The sequence below is a fragment of the Shewanella mangrovisoli genome, from assembly GCF_019457635.1.
GTDB lineage: Bacteria > Pseudomonadota > Gammaproteobacteria > Enterobacterales > Shewanellaceae > Shewanella > Shewanella mangrovisoli.
Genome location: NZ_CP080412.1, coordinates 3,809,407 through 3,829,076, shown reverse-complemented (window position 1 = coordinate 3,829,076; position 19,670 = coordinate 3,809,407). Strand labels below are relative to the sequence as shown.

Below are 19,670 nucleotides of genomic sequence, written 5' to 3'. Positions count from 1 at the left end.
GGCGTAGGGCTTATCGAGCTTGGTGACGTCCCGAGTTTCCACCTTAATTTGTTGTGATTAGAGAGGTTTGGCGGTTGTGAGTTCCATCGTAGTCACAAGAGCGTTGTGCCATCCGCCCATAAAAAAAGCCGCATTATGCGGCTTTTCTCGTAGCTGTGTTATTGCTTCTTACGTGCAATTTTACTGGCCTTTTTAGCTGCTTCTTTTTTGCTGGTTCGCTTCGCGGCTTCCTTGGCTTTTACTTTGGCCTTTTTCTTGGTCGGCACGCGCGCCTCTTTATGTTTAGGACGCAGTTCCTCGATGATGCGGCGTTTAAGCGGCTGCTCGATATAACGCTCAATCTTACCGACAATCCGCATATCGTGGGCTTCGGCCAATGAAATTGCCGTTCCTTTTGCCCCCGCGCGGCCAGTACGACCAATACGGTGGATGTAACTATCGGCAGAACGTGGCATGTCGAAGTTAATCACATGGCTGATATCGTCGATATCGATACCACGGGCGGCCACATCGGTCGCGAGTAACACATTCACTTCGCCTTTGGTAAAGCGGCTTAAGGCTTGGAAGCGTTTCTTCTGTTCCATGTCGCCACGCATAAAGGCACAGGGAATACCGGCTTTAAGCAGTTGGCCTTCGAGGCTAGAAACCACATCGCGAGTCTTCACGAATACGATGGCGCGTTTAACATCTTCTTGCTTGAGCAGATAGCACAGCAGAGCAATCTTATGTTCTTTATCGTCGGCAAGGTGGATCCATTGGTGGATCTTGGCCTTCTCTTTACGCGGTGCGTCGACATCTATTTCGATAGGATCGTTAAGTACTTCGCGGGCAAAACGGATAACGCCGCTGCCTTCGAGGGTGGCCGAAAATAGCATGTTTTGCTTACGACCTTGGGCTTCGAGGGCAATGGCTTTCACCACGGCGGAGAAACCCATATCGAGCATGCGGTCGGCTTCGTCGATGATCAATATGTCGACCGATTCCGCGCTGAATTTGCCTTTATCTAAATATTCCATCAGACGGCCAGGGGTCGCGACCAGAATATCGATATTGTCTTTTAGGGCTTCTTCCTGCGGACCATAGGGCACACCGCCGGTGATAATGGCGATATTCAGCCCTTGGCCTGTGGCTAAGTGACAGGCATAACGGTGAATTTGACTGGCTAACTCACGGGTTGGCGTCAGGATCAAAATTCGCGCATGGCCAGAATAGCGACGGGGAAAGTCGATTAAGTGTTGCAGTGCTGGCAATAAGAAACTGGCAGTTTTACCTGTACCCGTCGGGGCGCGCGCCAAAATATCCCGCTGCTCGAGGGCATGAGGCAGGGTTTCTTGCTGGATGGTGGTGGGCGACAGGTGCCCCATGGCTTTAAGTGACTCTAATAAGCTAGGGTCAAGCTGAAAATCTTCAAATTGCATGCGCGGCGTCTCGACGAATAATAGCCAAGCATTATAAAGGTTATAGCCGTTAACTTAAATAATTTAATCGGAAGTGGCTTTTAATTTAATCGGAAGTGGCTTTACTTTTACGTGGTTTGGCCGATGCAGTACGGGTCTGTCTACTTCAAGGCCGTTAATAGTTGCCGTTGGGAGTGGATTTACCGTACTCGATTGCATTTGAAGGCAGACATTTTGCAAAAGATGTATAAGATAAAGAGAATATTGTAAAAATATTGGCTTTTGTTGAGAGAGTTCGAAGGATTGATGGGATGTTAGCTGGAGTCTTAACAATAAATTGTGCTGATGGTTGATGAGCGTCATCCCATAGTACCCAAGTGTTAGCCCTGCTTGGATTAGCGTACAAAATGTTGGTTACGATTAGGTTTTACGTTTCTAAAACATGGGCTTGGAACATATGGCTTTTGATTGGTTATCGCAGTTTTTTATTTTTTCCCACGACAGCCTATTGCTGAATGTCTACTACAATCCCCTGTTAGTCACTATCTCCATCCTGATTGCGATTTTTGCAGCCTTTATGGCCTTTCAGGTCACGACTCAAGCGGTGCAGAGCCAATCGAGAGCACGCCAGCAGATCATGCTACTGACAGGAAGTTTAGTCCTTGGCGGCGGTGTCTGGTCGATGCATTTTATCGGTATGTTGGCCTTCGATTTATGTTCGCCCGTGAGCTATGACTTTGGCCTCACAGTGCTATCCCTATTGCCCAGCATAGGTGCCTCATGGGTGGCGCTTAACCTGCTGTCTAAACCGAGTTTTCAGTTTTCTCAAGTCTTGCTTAGCGGCTCCTTAGTGGGCGCCGGAATTGGCACTATGCACTATGTGGGCATGGCAGCCATGGAGATGGCGCCATTGCTGCGTTACGACCCATGGATTTTTGCCCTGTCGATTGTGGTCGCTGTGCTATTAGCCATTATTGCGCTGTGGGTTCGTACTGGGTTGAATAAGCTTATCTCCTCCCACATGAGCACAATTACGAGTAATTTTATCGCCAGCATAGTCATGGGATTAGCGATTTCGGGCATGCATTACACTGGCATGGCGGCGGCGCGTTTTGTTAGACCCGAAGGTTTGGAACTGAGCCAGCAGACCTCGGAAATCTCATTCTATCTCGCGCTCGGCGTCTCGGTGATCACCACTGCAATTATCTGCTTAGTGCTGATTGTGAATGTGATCTTTAAGTATAAAGACCTGTCTTTACTCGCAAAATCCAATGAAGACCGCATGCGCGCCATGATGAATACCGCCGTCGATGGCATTATCACAATCGATGGCCAAGGTATCATAGTGAATGTGAACAAGGCGGTGACCACGATTTTAGGCTGGTCGCCTGCCGAACTGCTTGGGGCGAATGTGAAAAAAATCGTCCCTGAGGCGATTCGGCCGCACCACGATGGCTATTTAGCTAGGTATGCACAGACTCGCGAAGCGCAGATTATAGGCACGGGGCGAGAGGTCGAAGCGCAACATAAGGCGGGTCATTTAGTGCCAGTGCGCCTCAGTATCGGCCATGTGATGCAGGGCAAAGCCCATTATTTTGTCGGTTTTATCTCAGATCTCAGCCAACGCAATGAGATGGAACAAGAGCTTAAAAACAATGAGGCCAAGTTTCGCTCGCTGATCACCAATATTCCGGGCATTGCCTATCGTTGTAAAAGCACCGAGGGCTGGCCCATGGTATTTATCAGCGACGCGGTGCAGAACATCACTGGCTATCCCGCCGAAGACTTCGAACTCCCCCATCCTAAGCGTTTCTTCTCGGATCTCTATCATCCGGACGATATTGAAACCGTTTACGCCCAAGCGCAGCCACCGACCTTTTCGATGGAATACCGCATTATCCGCGCAGATGGCGGGGTACGTTGGCTGTTCGAGCACGGCAATTACATCCTCGATGAAACCAGCAAAGAGGTGTGGATTGACGGCTTTCTGATGGATATCACCGAGCGTAAGGAGATGGAGCAGGACTTAGTGACGGCAAAGAATAATGCCGAGCAGGCGGCAGCGGCGCGTGCGGCCTTCTTAGCCAATATGAGCCACGAGATCCGCACGCCAATGAATGCCATCATCGGCTTTAGCGATATTCTGTTGGAGTCGGTATTAGACCTTGAGCAGCAAAAACAGCTTTCTACCATCAACCGCTCAGCTAAATCTTTGCTGCATCTACTCAACGATGTGCTCGACAGCGCCAAGCTCGACAAGGGCAAACTCGAGTTAGAAAACCGAGTATTTTGCTTAACCGATGAAATCGATACTGTGATTTCAACCCTGTGGTTGCAGGCGAAAAAGCAGCGTTTATCCCTCGAGGTCGATGTTGCGCCAACGATGGCGGCAAACTTTATCGGCTCTCCGGAGCGTATCCGCCAAGTGCTGATCAATTTGATTGGCAATGCGGTTAAATTTACCTGCGAGGGGACGGTGACGGTCAGAGTCTTTCCACAAGACACTACCCAAGATACGACCAAAGTCACCTTCGAGATTATCGATACTGGAATTGGCATGTCGCCCGAGCAGCTTAATCGGGTATTTGAAGCGTTTGCCCAAGCCGATGCCTCCATGAGCCGCAAATACGGTGGCACAGGGCTGGGGACGACCATAAGTAAGCAGTTGGTCGAACTGATGGGCGGAGAGCTCACCGCCGAAAGTACCTTAGGCCAAGGCAGTACATTCCGCTTTACTATTCCCTTACAACCTAGTTCTGAGCCGCTCTCCACCCAGCGCGCCGACAATGGGTCATTACCGCCACTGACGCTACTCGTGGTCGATGATATTCAACAGAATATCGATCTCTTGTCCGTATGGTTAACCCGCCAAGGACATAAAGTGATCGCCGCCCGCGATGGCGAACAGGCGCTGCTGCGGATGCAAAAAGCCGACATCGATATCACCTTGATGGATCTGCAGATGCCGGTAATGGATGGATTAACGGCGGCGAAGATGCGTCGTGAGCAAGAGGCTGAATCTCAATTACCCCATATGCCAATCATTGCGTTAACCGCGAGTGTGCTCGAGCAAGACAAGAGCGCCGCAGAGCAGGCTGGTATGGATGGTTTTGCCAATAAACCCATCGATTTTGCGCTGCTGACGCGGGAAATTGCCAGAGTGTTGCAGCTTAATCCGCCTCAAGCCGAGTTTGAATCTTTGCCGTTTGTGAGCACGCTATTAGTCGATGAAGCCAAGGGCGTGAAATTGTGGGGTTCTAAACCCCTCTTTATCAAAGAGTTGATGAAGTTTATTGCCCAATGGCCAGAGAAAAGCCAAGCGTTGCAACAGGCAATGAGTGAGCAAGATACGGCAACAATTAAACTCTTAAGCCATAGTTTGAAAGGGGTTAGCGGTAATCTGGGTCTGCTGCAATGGATGGCGCACTTTGGCCAGTTAGAGCAGTTGGCGCAAGCTGAGTCGCCCTCACGTGAAGCCATGGAGGCCATAGTTGCTCAGATTAGCGACTCCCTCGTCGAGATTGGGGATTATATCGAGGGCACAACAGTGCCAGCGGCAGCAGTATCCGTTGCCGTCCATGCGAAGACTGGCGATCCCGCACAATTATTAGCGCATATTGATGCCTTGCTGGCATCGATTGCGCACCATAGTTTTGAAGAGTCTGATCTTGAGGCGCTCACCGCTCGTATTGATGAGCCTCTACGTCTGAGAGTCGCCATTATTGCTGAGGCGCTAGACAACTTTGATTTTGATATTGCCCATAATGAATTGACCGAGTTACGGCGTTTTATCACCGCGATTAAGGAGTAGCAATGCAGTCTACATCTGAACATAAGAAAACCTTATTGTTGGTGGATGATGAGCCCGTTAACTTACGGGTGCTCAAGCAAGTTTTACATCAGGATTACCATCTTATCTTTGCCAAAAGTGGCGAGGAGGCCCTACGCCTCGCGCAAACTGAGCTGCCATCGCTGATCCTACTCGACATTATGATGCCCAATATGACGGGGTTAGAAGTCTGTCAGTTACTGAAAAATATCCCTGTGACTCAGTCGATCCCGGTGATTTTTGTCACCGCCTTGAATGATGAACACGATGAAGCGGCAGGCTTTGCCGTGGGCGGAGTGGATTACATTGTGAAGCCGATTTCGGCCACCATAGTCAAAGCGCGGGTGAAAACCCATTTATCCTTAGTACAGGCCGATGAATTGCGCCGCACTCGCTTGCAAGTTATCCAACGTTTAGGTCGCGCCGCCGAATATAAAGATAATGAAACCGGCACCCATGTGCTGCGTATGAGCCATTATTCTAAAATTTTGGCCTTGGCCTACGGCCTGAGTGAGGCGCAGGCGGATGATTTATTGCACGCGGCGCCCATGCACGACATAGGTAAAATCGGTATTCCCGACAGCATTATGCTCAAACCGGGTAAATTGACCGATGAAGAGTTCGCCATTATGAAAACTCACCCCCATATCGGTGCCGAAATTATCGGTGAGGCGGATTCTGAGCTGCTGCGACTAGCCAAATCCGTCGCGCTGACTCACCACGAGAAATGGAACGGTACTGGTTATCCTAATGGATTGAAAGGCGAAGCCATTCCACTAGAGGGACGCATAGTCGCCCTCGCCGATGTGTTTGACGCGCTCACCAGCAAACGTCCCTATAAAGAGGCTTGGTCAGTTGAGAAGACTATGGACTATATCCATGAGCAGAGCGGAGTGCATTTCGATCCTGAGTTAGTGCGTTTATTTACTGATAACTTAGACAAAGTGCTTGAGATCAAAAATAAATGGATAGATAGCTGATATTAGATCCGCTACAAAAGATAAGGTTCTTGATACGAGCCTTATTGCTACTCGAATTAAAGCTTTAGGTAAAAATCTTTGGTCAGGGCAATCATTTGCTCGGTATAGCGGCCATCTTCCCCACGTAGGGTGAGCTCTGTGTGCTGACAGGGTTCATCCTGACTTTGAGTTAAAAGAGTCTTAGCCAACAGCAGCAAGACGCGATTGGCCTCCTTATTCTCCACGCTTTTTACCCTCACTTCTTTTACAAGATAAAGTTGAGTCTGATGCAGGCAAGCTTTAAAGCGCGTCAGGCTTTGGATGGGGAGGATCAGGCTGGCGTGGCCCTCATGCGACAGACACTGACTTATCGCCTCGAGTAAGGGCGTAAAGCCTAAGGTATCAGTGTGGCGCGCCATCGCCCTGTGTTGCTCATTTGCCTTGGGGCCATGTTCAAAGTAGGGCGGGTTGCAGATGATATGGTCGAAATATCCTTGATACTCAGCTTGTTGGCAAACGTGCTGAATATCGCCATGGATGAGCTTACATCTATCTGCCCACGGACTTTGCGTCATATTGTATTGGCACGCGGCGGCGGCTTTTTCTTCCAATTCGACAGCGGTGATTTGCCCTTGGCTACGCTGCGCCGCCATTAAACTCAATAATCCACTTCCCGCACCAATATCGAGAATGTGCTTGGCCCGCGACAGCGGAGCCCATGCACCTAATATCACGCCGTCGGTGCTGACGGGCATGCCGCAATTAAGATCGTCAATGTGGAATTGTTTAAAGGTAAATGCCATTGGATATCAGACTATCGAGTGAATTAATGGGGGCGATTTAAGATTGCCGCTATTTTAAAGGGCCGTTCGCGCTTTAGCTAAGATTTTTATGGTTAAGTGAAATAAGTCTATTCTTCCATTTAGATCTAGTTTTTGTGTTTTTTATGCTGTTTTGAGGCGAAGTTCACTTAATTAACGGTTTAATTTATTACCTCGGTAACGCATTGTTAGCAGTTAATTAGCATTGAGGTGGTTTTTTTCTTAAAAACAACCTTGATTGTTGTATTGGTTTTTGAATTCTGTTATTAGTTTCGCCCCCATTTTTAATCAATTTTATGATTAACGGATAGGTGAACGGGTTTTAAGGTGAAGAAATCGGCAGTGAAGCCAATTTTTAGTTCATTTTTGTTTATAAACTCAGCAGATATCGCACATATTTACCACGGAATTGTGTAAACATAGATTTGCACTCCGAATGGGCTTTGTTTTAGCTATGGCTAATCGACACATAATCACTTAAGTTTATTAAAAACAATAAGACAAGATGGGGCTTTCCGTGCAAGACAATCAGATGAGTATCGGGGATACATTAGGCTTAGGTTTTATGACCTTCGCGTTTTTTTTGGGGGCGGGTAACTTAATTTTTCCACCCTTTGCGGGTATGTTGGCCGGGGAGAATATGCCCCTTGCCATGTTAGGCTTTCTCATCACTGCCGTAGGTTTACCTTTAGTCGGGCTCATTGCTGTTGCTAAGGCTCAAGGTAAGGTTATGGCAATGCTGCCAGTGTTTGCGGCAACCGCTTTGGCCATCGCGATTTATATCATTATTGGGCCAGCGTTTGCGGCGCCGCGTACCGGTCTTGTGGCCTATGAAATCGGTGCTAAGCCCTTTATCGACAACACTACTGCGACCATTATGCTTGGCAGTTTGTCGCTGAATCTGTCGCAACTTATCTACACCCTGTGCTTCTTCACTGTGACTATGCTGCTGGCATTGTTCCCCGGTAAATTACTCGACAGCGTCGGTAAAGTATTAACTCCTATCCTGTTGTTATTACTGGTCGGTTTAGCCCTGTCTGTGGTGTTTTTACCCGCAGGCGATGTAGGCGTGGCCGTGGGTGACTACCAAAACCATCCGCTGACCAAAGGTATCCTCGAAGGCTATAACACCATGGATACCCTAGCGTCTTTGATGTTCGGCATGTTGATCATCGATCTGCTGCGTAAAAAGGGGATTGACCAGCCTAGCGCGCAGACTAAATACTTGATCCGCGCAGCCTTTATCGCGGCGGCAGGGCTTGCTTTTGTGTATGTGTCACTGTTCTTTTTAGGTGCGACGGCGGGTGATATTGCCGTGGGCGCGAAAAACGGTGGCGAGATTTTAACTAACTATGTGACTCGTGAGTTTGGCAGTTTAGGTACTGTATTGCTGTCTACCGTTGTGACTCTAGCCTGTTTAACCACGGCGGTCGGTTTAGTGAGTGCCTGCTCAGAATTTTTCAATGAGCTGATGCCAAAGCTGTCTTACCGTTTCTTAGTGGTTCTACTGAGCGCCATCTGTGCCTTAATCGCAAACGTTGGTCTGTCGCAGTTAATTACTATCAGTATTCCGGTGTTGATGGCGGTTTACCCTGTAGCGATTGCCTTAGTGGCTGTGACCTTCTTGACCGAATACTTCCCGCGTCCACAGTTTGCCCATCGCGCAGCACTGTCGGTAGCCTTGCTGTTTGGTATTTTCGATGGGATGAAAGTCGCTGCGAAAAGCCTCACTGGTGAAGACGGTAAAGGCGTGACGGAAGCGGCGCAAAGCTTTATCGATCTCGTCAGCGGTATGTCTCCTACGCTGTCTATCCTGCCACTGTATGAAGAGGGCATGGCGTGGTTATTACCAACACTAGTGGTGATTGTGCTCTGTTTAATCATTCGTGGTAGCGGCGCGAAAACAGTTAGCGCGGCATAAACAAGGCGCTGCCAGAAGCTGAACAATTGAGTTAATATCAACGGCGTATCTTTAGAGTGCGCCGTTTTTTTATGGAGTTTTTGTGGCTAAAACCTATCAGTGCGATCCGCTTATCGATGCCTTTCTCGATGATCTTTGGTCCAGCAAGGGCTTAAGTGATAACACCTTGAGTGCCTATCGCACCGATTTACGCCATTTTGACCGCTATCAACAGGGCCAAGGCCTGCGGTTAATCGAGGTGGGGCAAGCCGATGTGCGTGCCTATTTAGCCTACCGCGTCGAGCAACAATTTGCCCGCACCAGTAGTGCACGTCTACTGAGCAGTTTACGGCGTTTTTACACCTATTTACTGCAAACCAAACAGATTGCTGGCGATCCTATGGCGTTAATTGAATCGCCTAAATTGAGTCGGCAGTTGCCCGATTCCTTAAGTGAGTCTCAGGTCGATAGATTGCTGGCCGAGCCCAATGTGGACGACCCCGTCGAATGCCGTGATAAAGCCATGCTTGAACTCTTATACGCCACTGGATTACGGGTGAGCGAGCTGGTGGGACTCACCATGGAGCAGATGAGTTTGCGCCAAGGTTTAGTGCGGATTGTGGGTAAGGGCGGTAAAGAGCGCTTAGTGCCTATGGGCGAGCTGGCCATTACCGAGGTCGAGCGTTACTTAAGCTTTGCGCGCCATGAACTTTTGGGCAATATCCAGTCCGATGTGGTATTTCCTTCGAAGCGGGCACAGATGATGACAAGGCAAACCTTTTGGCATCGTATCAAGCTCTATGCGAGCCGTGCTGGCATCGAAACCGAGCTTTCGCCCCATACCCTGCGACATGCCTTTGCCACCCACTTACTTAACCATGGCGCCGACCTAAGAGTAGTACAATTACTCTTAGGCCACAGTGACTTATCGACCACTCAAATTTATACCCATGTGGCTCGAGCGAGATTACAAGAGTTGCATCAACAACATCATCCTCGAGGTTAAGTTAGATCCTTCACAAAACCGAGGATGGTCGAATTTAGTTACAGTATAAATTTGCATTCTATCTGGCTTGTCTGTAACTTTTTGCCCCCATACAAGGTCTAATAAGCAGACCCATATTTCGCAGTAGCGATTTACTTAATAGGAAGTCCCATGAAGTTGACCCGAGCATTATCTTTAGTTATCGCGCTTGTTGTTGCGCCTCTGGCCAGCGCCGCTACGGCGACCACTCCCGACACCGCTGCGATTAAGCAAAAACTCAGCGAGATGTTAGACGTTGAAGTGATTTCAATGCAGGACTCGCCGATTGAAGGTTTATACCAAGCCATGACCAATCGTGGTGTGCTCTATATCAGCCGTGATGGCACAAAACTGTTCCACGGTAACTTGTACGATCTCGATAAGGGGATGAAAAACCTGACTGAAGCCGCACTTGCTGGCCCGCGTCTGGAGATGATGAAGCCGCTTGAAGACCATATGTTGGTATACAAGGCCAAGGATGAAAAACACGTAGTGACGGTATTTACCGATGTAAGCTGTGGCTATTGCCGCAAATTGCATAGCCAAATGGCCGACTACAACAAGATGGGCATTACCGTGCGTTACTTAGCTTTCCCACGTGCTGGCGTACCATCTGCCAATGCCGATGAAATGCAAGCCATCTGGTGTGCTAAGGATCCATTAAAGGCCATGACAGAAGCCAAGGCGGGCAAAAAAGTGTCTGCCGCGACCTGTGATGCCAAAATTGCCGAGCAGTATGAGTTAGGTACCAGTTTTGGTGTTAACGGCACGCCTGCAATCGTATTGGAAGATGGCAGCATGATCCCTGGATATCAACCACCTGCGGATTTACTGCGTACCTTAGAAGCGCGTAAATAATCCCGTTTCGGATAAATTTATCCCATTAAAGGTGAGCTTAAGGCTCACCTTTTTGTTATCTTAGCCCCATGATTGCTTAAGAGTTTGCTCCCTTGATCCATAAGATAGTCCGTCGTCCAACCGTTGATGATAGCCATTTACCCGCTCACCTTCCGCCGTTATTAAGACAGCTTTACGCCCGCCGTGGTGTTATGCCCAACGAGTGCGAGCTAGTGCTTAAAGGCCTGTTAAGACCCGATACTATGAAGGGCTTGGAGCAGGCCGCTAAGTTGATTGCCGATGCGATGCAGCAGGAGAAGTCGATACTGATCGTCGGTGATTTTGATGCCGACGGCGCCACTTCAACCAGTGTGTGTTTGTTAGCACTGCGAATGATGGGGGCGAGCAAGGTCGATTATTTGATCCCCAATCGTTTCGACTACGGTTATGGCCTAAGTCCTGAGATTGTCGCCGTGGCGGCATCCAAACAGGCAGAATTACTTATCACAGTAGATAACGGCATTTCCTCGATTGAGGGCGTAGCCGCCGCCAAGGCCTTTGGCATGCAGGTAGTGATCACCGACCATCACTTACCCGGCCATGAGTTACCAGATGCCGACGCCATAGTGAATCCCAACCAGCCCGGTTGCCAGTTTGCCAGCAAATCGATTGCCGGCGTCGGGGTTGCCTTTTATCTGATGACGGCGCTTCGGGCTGAGCTGCGCGCTCGTCATTGGTATCAAGCCCGCGGCATTGCCGAGCCAAACCTTGGCACTCTGCTGGATATTGTTGCCCTTGGCACTGTGGCTGACGTGGTATCGCTCGATGCCAACAATCGTATTTTGGTCGAGGCGGGATTGGCGCGGGTGCGCAGCGGCCGTTGCCGCGTGGGTATTACCGCTCTACTCGAAGTGGCGAAACGTAATCCCGCTAGGATTGTCGCCTCGGACTTTGGTTTTGCGGTAGGCCCAAGGCTTAATGCCGCCGGCAGGCTGGATGAAATGGCGCTTGGGGTTGAAACCCTGCTGTGCGAAGACATCATGTATGCAAGGCGGATGGCGGCAGAACTCGATAGCCTCAACCAAGAGCGACGTGAACTTGAGGTGGGGATGCAGCAAGAGGCGCTTAAAAGTCTTGAATATCTAAAGCTTAATGAAGAGCAACTTCCGTGGGGCATAGCCCTTTTTCAAGAGGATTGGCACCAAGGGGTTATCGGTATTCTTGCCTCGCGGATTAAAGATAAATACCACAGACCCGTTATCGCCTTTGCCGATGCGGGTAATGGCGAAATTAAAGGCTCGGCACGCTCCATCAAAGGTTTGCATATGCGGGATCTGCTGGAGTTGGTGAACTCTCGCCATCCTGGGCTTATCAGCAAATTTGGCGGCCATGCAATGGCAGCAGGCTTAACCTTAAAGTCAGGCGGCTTTGCAACCTTTGCCAAAGCCTATGATGATGCGGTGCGTGAACTATTAAAGCCTGAGCAGCTCACAGGTGAGCTTTGGTCCGATGGCGAATTAACGCCTACTGAACTTACCCTCGAAATCGCCCAGTTACTCCGTAATGCGGGGCCTTGGGGTCAGTCCTTCGAGGAGCCATTATTCGATGGCTATTTTAAGATTATCCAGCAGCGGATTGTGGGGGAGCGCCACCTTAAATTAGTGCTTGAAACCCCATGTAGCACAGTGATGTTGGACGCGATTGCCTTTAACGTGGATTTATACACCTGGCCTGATGCGACAATTCAGCATGCGCGTATCGTCTATAAGCTGGATGTGAACGAATATCGCGGTAATTTCACCCTGCAGTTGATGGTCGAGCAAATCGAGCCAATGTAGTCAGTGATTGCATGGACGTAAGGTGAAAAGGAGTTCAGTTGAAGCCGTTATCGGATAAAAAAATTCGTCAGTTACTCAAGCGCTTTGCGTGGATATACGTGGCATGTTTGAGTATTCCTTTTCTGTCAGCGCTTTTGACGACCAAGGAACAGGGCCAAATGCTGATTATTGGCATTTGGCCTGCCGCTTCACTGCTTTACTTCTTGGCTTATCGTCATCTCGCCCATTTATTTAAATATGAAATCAATCGTCACTTGGCATTTACTAACCATGGCGGTGGCACTCTGGCGGGCGCCTTGTATTCATTAGCTAAATTAGTGTTATTTGCCATGGCTTTCATGTTATTGGTAAGCGTCAATAACAGCTAAATCGAGGCAAGTGATGGAATATCGGGTCAGCACAGCGCAAACGGAAATGGATTTTGAGCTTATCCATGGTTTTATTGCCAACAGTTATTGGGCGCAGGGTATGCCGCCTGAACTCTTGCGAAAGGCGCTTAGCAACAGTTTATGTTTTGGGGTATTTGATAGGGATAATCAACAGCTTGCCTTTGCGCGCATGATTACTGATAAAGCCACCTTTGCCTACCTTGCTGATGTGTTTGTCCTAGAATCTCACCGAGGCTTAGGTCTAAGTAAGATGATGATGGCAGCAATTATGGAACATCCTGATCTGCAAGGATTAAGACGCATAATGCTCGCTACCCGCGATGCCCACGGACTCTACGCCCAGTTTGGTTTCAAAGCGGTTGATACACCAGAAACCTTAATGCAAATTCGGCTTGAGAGTCCCTACCTAGATTTATCCAGTAAATAGGCATGGTACTCAATCGATGATTTCCTAAGGGGATGTGAGGAAGTGGAATGTCCATTTGATAAGTATGGGTGAATCAAGGTGAAAGGATTAAGAGCTTTTATAAGGGTTGCTTATTTATCATTCTTGTATGTCATTTACCTGACTTTAGGGGGCATGCTGTTTGCGCTTCTTCGTACTGTGATGAGTGAGTTTGGAAATTTCATTGAGTTCATTCATATTTTTCTCACTATGAGTATCGTAATAGTGATTCCTTTTTGCTTATTCGGTTTGGTTTTAGACTTCTTTAGAATCAGAGCGTATTGTGTTTTGGTTCGGAGGTTAAAGATGAAATATAGTTATTTCTTATCTCTGGATACTAAAGAGCAAGAAGCATTAGCGCGTTCTTTGTGAAGAGTGCCATTTCTCGAAGGCAACAAAAAGCCAGCATCAGCTGGCTTTTAAGTCATAGGAATAATCGTTAACGATTAGGCCGCTTTAGTTTCTTTTGTCTCGGTACTGTCATCGCTATGGCGAATGAGGTAATCAAACGCACCCAGTGAAGCATTGGCACCGCTACCCATGGCGATGATGATTTGCTTGTAAGGTGAGTTAGTCACGTCACCTGCGGCAAATACACCTGGTACTGAGGTTTGGCCGCGCTCATCGACGATGATTTCGCCACGTGGGGTTAATTCCACAGTGCCTTTTAACCATTCGGTATTGGGCACTAAACCGATTTGTACGAAGATACCAGCCAGCGCGATATGGTGGTTTTCACCGGTCGCACGGTCGGTGTAGTTCAGGCCGTTTACACGGGTACCGTCACCAGTCACTTCAGTGGTCATCGCTTGAGTAATGATATGGATATTACCCATAGAGGCCGCTTTACGTTGCAGCACGTCATCGGCGCGCAGTTTGCTATCAAACTCGAGTACTGTGACATGCTCAACGATGTTCGCTAAATCGATAGCCGCTTCGATACCTGAGTTACCGCCACCGATCACTGCAACACGTTTGCCTTTAAATAATGGACCGTCACAGTGTGGGCAGTAAGCTACACCCTTACCACGGTATTCTTTCTCACCGGGGACATTCATTTCGCGCCAGCGGGCACCCGTTGCCAGTAGTATGGTACGGCTGCGCAGTGTAGCACCGCTTGCCAGTTCGAGTTCGAATAAACCATCGCTCGCCAGTTTAACGGCTTTCTGGTTATCCATGATGTCGACTTCGTAGTCACGAACGTGGGCTTCAAGGTTAGCCACCAGTTTTGGACCTTCAGTCGCTTTTACCGAAATAAAGTTTTCGATACCTATAGTTTCGGCGACTTGGCCACCGAATTTATCGGCAACCACACCAGTGCGAAGACCTTTACGGGCAGCGTAAATCGCAGCTGCAGCGCCAGCAGGGCCACCACCGACGACTAAGACTTCGTATGGGGCTTTTAGGCTGAGTTCTTCAGCTTTACGGCTGGCAGCGCCAGTATCGAGTTTATTTAAGATCTCACCAATGCTGATTCGACCCGCGGCAAATACTTCACCGTTTAAGTACACAGACGGTACGGCCATGATGTTGCGGCTGGCCACTTCATCCTGGAACAGGGCGCCGTCGATCATCACGTTGGTGATGTTCGGGTTGATCGCGGCCATCATATTCAGCGCCTGAATCACATCAGGGCAGTTTTGGCAGGTGAGTGACACATAGGTTTCAAACTCATATTTACCAGGCAGATTACGGATCTGCTCAATGACGTCGTCGCTGAGTTTGATTGGGTGTCCACCCGTGTGCAACAAGGCTAACACGAGTGAAGTAAATTCGTGACCCATAGGCAGACCAGCAAAGCTAATCTGAGTATTGAGATCGGTGTTAACCACTGTCATCGCTGGCGTACGAGAGCCTTGAGCTTCTTTGAGGCTCACTAAAGAGGAAAGGCTAACGATGTCATTGGCTAAGCTTTTTAATTCTTGAGACTTCTTGCTTTCATCTGCTGACACGACAAGTTCAACTGGTCTCTTGAGGTTTTGCAGATAGGTTTGCAGTTGATTTTTTAAATTCGCATCTAACATGATGACTCCAAAATCCTTGAAAATGAAATAATTGAAAACGCGAGGGGGCCAACCTAGAACCTTGCAGGGGGCGGTTCTCTCTTCCTATTTGGCACCGCAGTAGCGTTGGCTGCATTTACTCACCCCAATCACTTAGCTACTAAGCTCACGGGGATTCGTGCAATTGCCGTCTTACTGCGCTGCCAACTAGCTTGAGATACTAGGTTGGCGGGGTTGACTCTTGTTAGGCTAGATTAGATTTTGCCTACTAGGTCTAAAGATGGTGCTAAGGTTTCGTCACCTGGTTGCCATTTAGCAGGGCAAACTTCGCCATCGTGAGTTGCAACGTACTGAGCTGCTTGGATCTTACGAACCAGTTCAGACGCGCTACGGCCGATACCTAGGTCATGGATTTCAGCAACTTTCACTTGGCCTTCTGGGTTGATAACGAAAGTACCACGCAGTGCTAAACCTTCTTCTTCGATCATCACACCGAAGTTACGGCTGATCACGCCAGTAGGGTCAGCCAGCATTGGGAAGTTGATCTTCTTGATGGTGTCAGAAGTATCGTGCCATGCTTTGTGAGTGAAGTGAGTGTCAGTAGAAACTGAGTAAACTTCAACGCCCATAGATTGTAACTTAGCGTAGTGATCCGCCATGTCGCCTAATTCAGTTGGGCAAACAAAGGTGAAGTCTGCTGGATAGAAGAATACAACTGACCATTTACCTAACAGATCTTGTTCTGTTACTGGAACGAACTCACCATTGTGGTAAGCAGTGCTTTTGAATGGTTTGATAGTGCTGTTGATAATTGACTGAGTCATTTTATGCTTCCATTTAGTTGATTATGGTGAATTAAGTACGAGTCACTTAACTTGTGTCCCGTTGATGTGAAGCATATTACCCAGCCCAGAATGATAAATATAACGCATAAAAACTATCATCCTAATCGATTTTGTCGAATTAAGCGGGTTTGAGAGGCAGGATTAATCGATTTTGTAGTACTGGCGCGCGTTAGCGGCTAATTGATTGTTTACTTTAATGAAGTGGTAAAAGATCATGGCAATAAAAAAGGGATATCGACGATATCCCTTAATCTAGCTTCTCAAACCAGCCATAGGCTCGGCTTGAGTGGGTTTGGATGTAGTTAACTCACAATATAGCGTTAGTTTTGTGCCTTAGGCTGAGTTAACCAAGTGCTGAGCAGGCGCACGCCATAACCCGTGGCGCCGGCTGGCACGACGGCGGTATCGGTGGCGGTTAAGGCGTTGCCAGCGATATCGAGGTGAGCCCAAGGTTGTTCACCCGCAAAGCGTTTGAGGAACATGGCGGCAGACGATGCCCCCGCGCTGCCTTCTTTACCGGTATTCTTTAAATCGGCGATGGTGGATTTCAGCTCATCGTCGTAGGCTTGATCTAATGGCAAGCGCCAGACTTTTTCACCCACCTGTTTACCCGCAAAGGTGAGCTGCTGCACCAGCGGCTCAGAATCGGTAAACAATCCCGCATAAACGCTACCCAGCGCGCCCACTTTCGAGCCTGTGAGGGTCGCCACATCGACGATAATTGAAGGGCGGTAATTCTCACGGGCATACCAGAGACCGTCGGCTAACACTAAACGGCCTTCGGCGTCGGTGTTGAGCACTTCAACCGTGAGGCCTTGGGCGGTTTTAATCACATCGCCTGGGATCATTGCATGTCCCGATACCATGTTTTCCGCCATCGGCATAATCGCAACTAGGTTTACTGGTGCCTTTTGAATGGCCATGGCCTTGACAGTGCCGAGCACGGTCGCCGCGCCCGCCATATCGGACTTCATCCGCGCGATAGAGGTGCCTGTGGCCTTGATATTGTAGCCGCCAGAGTCGAAGGTAATGCCTTTACCCACCAGAGCAATAGGTGCTTCTTTGCTACCGGGCCAGTGGGCGACGACCAACTTAGGTGGGCGCTCGCTGCCTTTACCCACCGCGGCTAAGGCGCCGAGGTTTAAGCGTTCAATATCTTTGGCTTCGAGCACTGTGACTTTTACACCGAGGGACTTAAGCTTACGCGCCTCGTTAGCAAAGCTTTCGGGATACATGATCCCCGCTGGCGCATTGGTGAGATCCCGCGCTAAAAACACACCCGCTTCGATAGCTTGCAGATTCTTATGGTGTTTTTGGTTTTGGCTTAAGTCATCAACCCCGATTTGATAATTCTTCTCGGCGCGATTGCTGGCTTTAAATTGAGTGTAGCGGTAACTGCGTAGCTCAATGCCGTGGGCCAGTTCTGAGCCGAACAGCGGCGCGTTACTTAAGCCTTGGGTCAGCACACGCACTGTGGCTTGGGGTACGGTTTCAAGCTTGGCGGCAATATTGCCACCTAAAGTGTTGATTTCACCCGGTGTTAAGGTCTTAGCATCGCCAATTCCAACCAATAACACCCGCTTAGCATCGATTTCGCTTGGGACAAGGATTTCTAAGATTTCACCGCGTTTACCCGCAAAACTGTTGTCGGCGACCGCAAGGTTGAGTTGGTCTTGAGTCGATTGGGGTAAAAAATCGAGACTATAGGTTGTCGAATCAGCGCTTTGGAACAGCACTAATGTGTCGGAATTGAGTGAGTTACGAGTGTCAAAACTAAAGGTTTCGGCGTTAGCATTGAGAGAGTTAAGGCACGCCAGCGCCATAACGCTTAACAAAAATTTATTCTTATTTTTCATGGTGACAGCTCATATCAATAGGGAGTGAGAAGCATAGCAAAGCTGAGTCTTAGGGTTAACTAATTTAAGCCATTTGACTGAGATTAATCTTAAATCCAAGGGCCAAAGCGAGTCAGTGAACGTTCAAGGGCAAAATCCAGTTGTTGTGACAGGGATTGCGCCTGACTTTTCAGCGCCGACGCGCCCAAAGATTGTGGTGTTTGGCTGGCAAAAATCACCCAGTTGCCCCCGCTGGTGAGGCAGGCATGCACGTGGGCAAAATGGTGCTGCAAATCGGCGAGTAACTCGCGATTTTGGCTGTGTTCCTTCCAGCAATTCAGCACTAAATAACCATTAGGTTTAATCAGTTGTGTGCACTGCTGAAGAAAAGTGGGCGAGAGTTGCCCAGTGTCTACCCCTTTAGCGCTGTAGATATCGGCAAAAATCACATCGACCTTTTTATGCTCGGCAGATGCCATAAAGGCGACGGCATCTTCGTTGATGAGATTAAGCTTTTTGCCAATCGGTAATTGAAAGTAACGCTTGGCAAGTTCAATCACGGCCGGGCGAAGCTCAACTGCGGTAAGTTTAATTGCGGCATCGAAGCGGCGCAGGGCATGAATGAGGGCGCCGCCACCAAGACCGAGAACGATGGCGCTTTTCGGTTGGCAAAATAACAACACCAGTAGCATGCCTTGTACATAGGTATGTTGTGGGATGTGCGGGGCGGTTTTAAGAATTTTGCTCTGCTCATCATTGTCGCCAAAGGACAGCACGCGGGTATCACCATAGTCGAGCACGCGGATCGGCCCTAGGGCATCTTGGGTTTCGTGTAGCAAAGTGGCGTCGGCCATAGTACTTATTACTCTATTTGCGTTGGGCTGATTTGGGACTCTATAACTGCTGGTGCAAAAAAGTTAGAATTCAGCTGGTTTCGTTTTTTAAGTGGCTATTATGACAAATCAAATCCTGCTTGCCTGTATTTATCTTGCGGTGTTTCTCTTTTTGCAGCGTGCCTTAACTCAATGGGTGAAAAAACTCTCACTAATGAAGCAGGTGAGTGCCGCCCGTACCAGTCTTGTCACTCGGTTTATTTCCTATGTGATGTTTTTTATCACTCTGTCTTTGATGGCGGTGTCCCTCGGCTTGGGTTATCAGGACGTGTCGCTATTTGTCTCCTCCGCATTTGCGGTGATGGGCGTTGCCTTAGTCGCTCAGTGGTCGATACTGAGTAATTTAACTGCCGGTGTGCTGATTTTCTTTGTGTTCCCGTATCGGATTGGTGAACGTATTCGGGTGGTGGATAAGGATGAAGATATCAGTGGCGTGATTATTGAGATCGCGCTGTTTCATGTGCTTATCCTTAGGGACAATGGCGATACCATCACTTATCCCAACAATTTGATGCTACAAAAAGCCGTGTTGAAGCTGGCCGATCAGGCGCCGCTTGCCGAGCGCCAAGCATTGCTGGATGGCAAAAAGAAACTCGACCTCGAGTAACTATTCTCCTTTATGTGCGCCGCAGCAGTACATTTATTAGCAAACTGT

Annotated in this window: 15 protein-coding genes; 9 read left to right on the top strand and 6 right to left on the bottom strand. The window is 48.7% G+C overall.

Annotated features, from left to right (window positions below):
* Window positions 1-158: 158 nt before the first annotated feature.
* Window positions 159-1,418 carry an ATP-dependent RNA helicase SrmB gene (gene srmB / locus K0H60_RS16720; protein WP_011718139.1) on the bottom strand — a complete coding sequence of 420 codons (1,260 nt, stop codon included), beginning with the start codon at window positions 1,416-1,418 and terminating at the stop codon, window positions 159-161.
* Between the two features lie 421 nt (window positions 1,419-1,839).
* Between srmB and K0H60_RS16715 the strand changes: the two genes are divergently transcribed.
* On the top strand, window positions 1,840-5,208 hold the full coding sequence (locus tag K0H60_RS16715) for an MHYT domain-containing protein (RefSeq protein ID WP_220056430.1): 3,369 nt from the start codon (window positions 1,840-1,842) through the stop codon (window positions 5,206-5,208).
* Between the two features lie 2 nt (window positions 5,209-5,210).
* On the top strand, window positions 5,211-6,206 hold the full coding sequence (locus K0H60_RS16710; RefSeq protein WP_220056429.1) for a response regulator: 996 nt from the start codon (window positions 5,211-5,213) through the stop codon (window positions 6,204-6,206).
* A gap of 56 nt (window positions 6,207-6,262) precedes the next feature.
* On the opposite strand, the gene K0H60_RS16705 is transcribed toward K0H60_RS16710, so the two are convergent.
* A complete protein-coding gene (locus K0H60_RS16705) occupies window positions 6,263-6,988 on the bottom strand; it encodes a tRNA1(Val) (adenine(37)-N6)-methyltransferase (RefSeq protein ID WP_220056428.1) in 726 nt (241 codons plus the stop codon).
* 523 nt (window positions 6,989-7,511) lie between these two features.
* Here K0H60_RS16705 and brnQ point away from each other — a divergent pair.
* The 6 genes from brnQ to K0H60_RS16675 all read left to right on the top strand — a co-directional run bounded on the left by brnQ (window position 7,512) and on the right by K0H60_RS16675 (window position 13,421).
* Window positions 7,512-8,927: a branched-chain amino acid transport system II carrier protein gene (gene brnQ, locus K0H60_RS16700; RefSeq protein WP_176399838.1), complete on the top strand. Its 1,416-nt coding sequence runs from the start codon at window positions 7,512-7,514 to the stop codon at window positions 8,925-8,927.
* A gap of 82 nt (window positions 8,928-9,009) precedes the next feature.
* Window positions 9,010-9,912, top strand: coding sequence for a site-specific tyrosine recombinase XerD (gene xerD / locus K0H60_RS16695; RefSeq protein WP_220053777.1), 903 nt, complete (start codon window positions 9,010-9,012; stop codon window positions 9,910-9,912).
* Window positions 9,913-10,062: 150 nt separating this feature from the next.
* Window positions 10,063-10,788 carry a bifunctional protein-disulfide isomerase/oxidoreductase DsbC gene (gene dsbC / locus K0H60_RS16690; protein WP_220056427.1) on the top strand — a complete coding sequence of 242 codons (726 nt, stop codon included), beginning with the start codon at window positions 10,063-10,065 and terminating at the stop codon, window positions 10,786-10,788.
* 92 nt (window positions 10,789-10,880) lie between these two features.
* Window positions 10,881-12,605 (top strand): single-stranded-DNA-specific exonuclease RecJ, encoded by a 1,725-nt coding sequence (gene recJ / locus K0H60_RS16685; protein WP_220056426.1) that lies wholly within the window; start codon window positions 10,881-10,883, stop codon window positions 12,603-12,605.
* A gap of 38 nt (window positions 12,606-12,643) precedes the next feature.
* Window positions 12,644-12,973: a hypothetical protein gene (locus tag K0H60_RS16680; protein ID WP_220056425.1), complete on the top strand. Its 330-nt coding sequence runs from the start codon at window positions 12,644-12,646 to the stop codon at window positions 12,971-12,973.
* Between the two features lie 13 nt (window positions 12,974-12,986).
* On the top strand, window positions 12,987-13,421 hold the full coding sequence (locus tag K0H60_RS16675; protein WP_220056424.1) for a GNAT family N-acetyltransferase: 435 nt from the start codon (window positions 12,987-12,989) through the stop codon (window positions 13,419-13,421).
* A 464-nt stretch (window positions 13,422-13,885) separates the two neighbouring features.
* Here K0H60_RS16675 and ahpF read toward each other — a convergent pair whose 3' ends face one another.
* The 4 genes from ahpF to K0H60_RS16655 all read right to left on the bottom strand — a co-directional run bounded on the left by ahpF (window position 13,886) and on the right by K0H60_RS16655 (window position 18,976).
* Complete coding sequence (gene ahpF, locus K0H60_RS16670; RefSeq protein WP_220056423.1) at window positions 13,886-15,463, bottom strand: alkyl hydroperoxide reductase subunit F; 1,578 nt, start codon at window positions 15,461-15,463, stop codon at window positions 13,886-13,888.
* Between the two features lie 233 nt (window positions 15,464-15,696).
* A complete protein-coding gene (gene ahpC, locus K0H60_RS16665; RefSeq protein ID WP_220056422.1) occupies window positions 15,697-16,266 on the bottom strand; it encodes an alkyl hydroperoxide reductase subunit C in 570 nt (189 codons plus the stop codon).
* 341 nt (window positions 16,267-16,607) lie between these two features.
* On the bottom strand, window positions 16,608-18,143 hold the full coding sequence (locus K0H60_RS16660; protein ID WP_220056421.1) for a leucyl aminopeptidase: 1,536 nt from the start codon (window positions 18,141-18,143) through the stop codon (window positions 16,608-16,610).
* Window positions 18,144-18,232: 89 nt separating this feature from the next.
* Window positions 18,233-18,976: a spermidine synthase gene (locus tag K0H60_RS16655; protein WP_220053770.1), complete on the bottom strand. Its 744-nt coding sequence runs from the start codon at window positions 18,974-18,976 to the stop codon at window positions 18,233-18,235.
* 100 nt (window positions 18,977-19,076) lie between these two features.
* Here K0H60_RS16655 and K0H60_RS16650 point away from each other — a divergent pair, with 100 nt between their 5' ends.
* A complete protein-coding gene (locus K0H60_RS16650) occupies window positions 19,077-19,622 on the top strand; it encodes a mechanosensitive ion channel family protein (RefSeq protein WP_011718125.1) in 546 nt (181 codons plus the stop codon).
* The last annotated feature ends 48 nt before the right edge of the window (window positions 19,623-19,670 follow it).

Excerpts from the sequence above, each read along its gene's own strand:
- srmB (WP_011718139.1), bottom strand. The coding sequence starts at position 1,418 with ATGCAATTTGAAGATTTTCAGCTTGACCCTAGCTTATTAGAGTCACTT.
- K0H60_RS16715 (WP_220056430.1), top strand. The coding sequence starts at position 1,840 with ATGGGCTTGGAACATATGGCTTTTGATTGGTTATCGCAGTTTTTTATT.
- K0H60_RS16710 (WP_220056429.1), top strand. The coding sequence starts at position 5,211 with ATGCAGTCTACATCTGAACATAAGAAAACCTTATTGTTGGTGGATGAT.
- K0H60_RS16705 (WP_220056428.1), bottom strand. The coding sequence starts at position 6,988 with ATGGCATTTACCTTTAAACAATTCCACATTGACGATCTTAATTGCGGC.
- brnQ (WP_176399838.1), top strand. The coding sequence starts at position 7,512 with ATGGGGCTTTCCGTGCAAGACAATCAGATGAGTATCGGGGATACATTA.
- dsbC (WP_220056427.1), top strand. The coding sequence starts at position 10,063 with ATGAAGTTGACCCGAGCATTATCTTTAGTTATCGCGCTTGTTGTTGCG.
- K0H60_RS16675 (WP_220056424.1), top strand. The coding sequence starts at position 12,987 with ATGGAATATCGGGTCAGCACAGCGCAAACGGAAATGGATTTTGAGCTT.
- ahpF (WP_220056423.1), bottom strand. The coding sequence starts at position 15,463 with ATGTTAGATGCGAATTTAAAAAATCAACTGCAAACCTATCTGCAAAAC.
- ahpC (WP_220056422.1), bottom strand. The coding sequence starts at position 16,266 with ATGACTCAGTCAATTATCAACAGCACTATCAAACCATTCAAAAGCACT.
- K0H60_RS16660 (WP_220056421.1), bottom strand. The coding sequence starts at position 18,143 with ATGAAAAATAAGAATAAATTTTTGTTAAGCGTTATGGCGCTGGCGTGC.
- K0H60_RS16655 (WP_220053770.1), bottom strand. The coding sequence starts at position 18,976 with ATGGCCGACGCCACTTTGCTACACGAAACCCAAGATGCCCTAGGGCCG.
- K0H60_RS16650 (WP_011718125.1), top strand. The coding sequence starts at position 19,077 with ATGACAAATCAAATCCTGCTTGCCTGTATTTATCTTGCGGTGTTTCTC.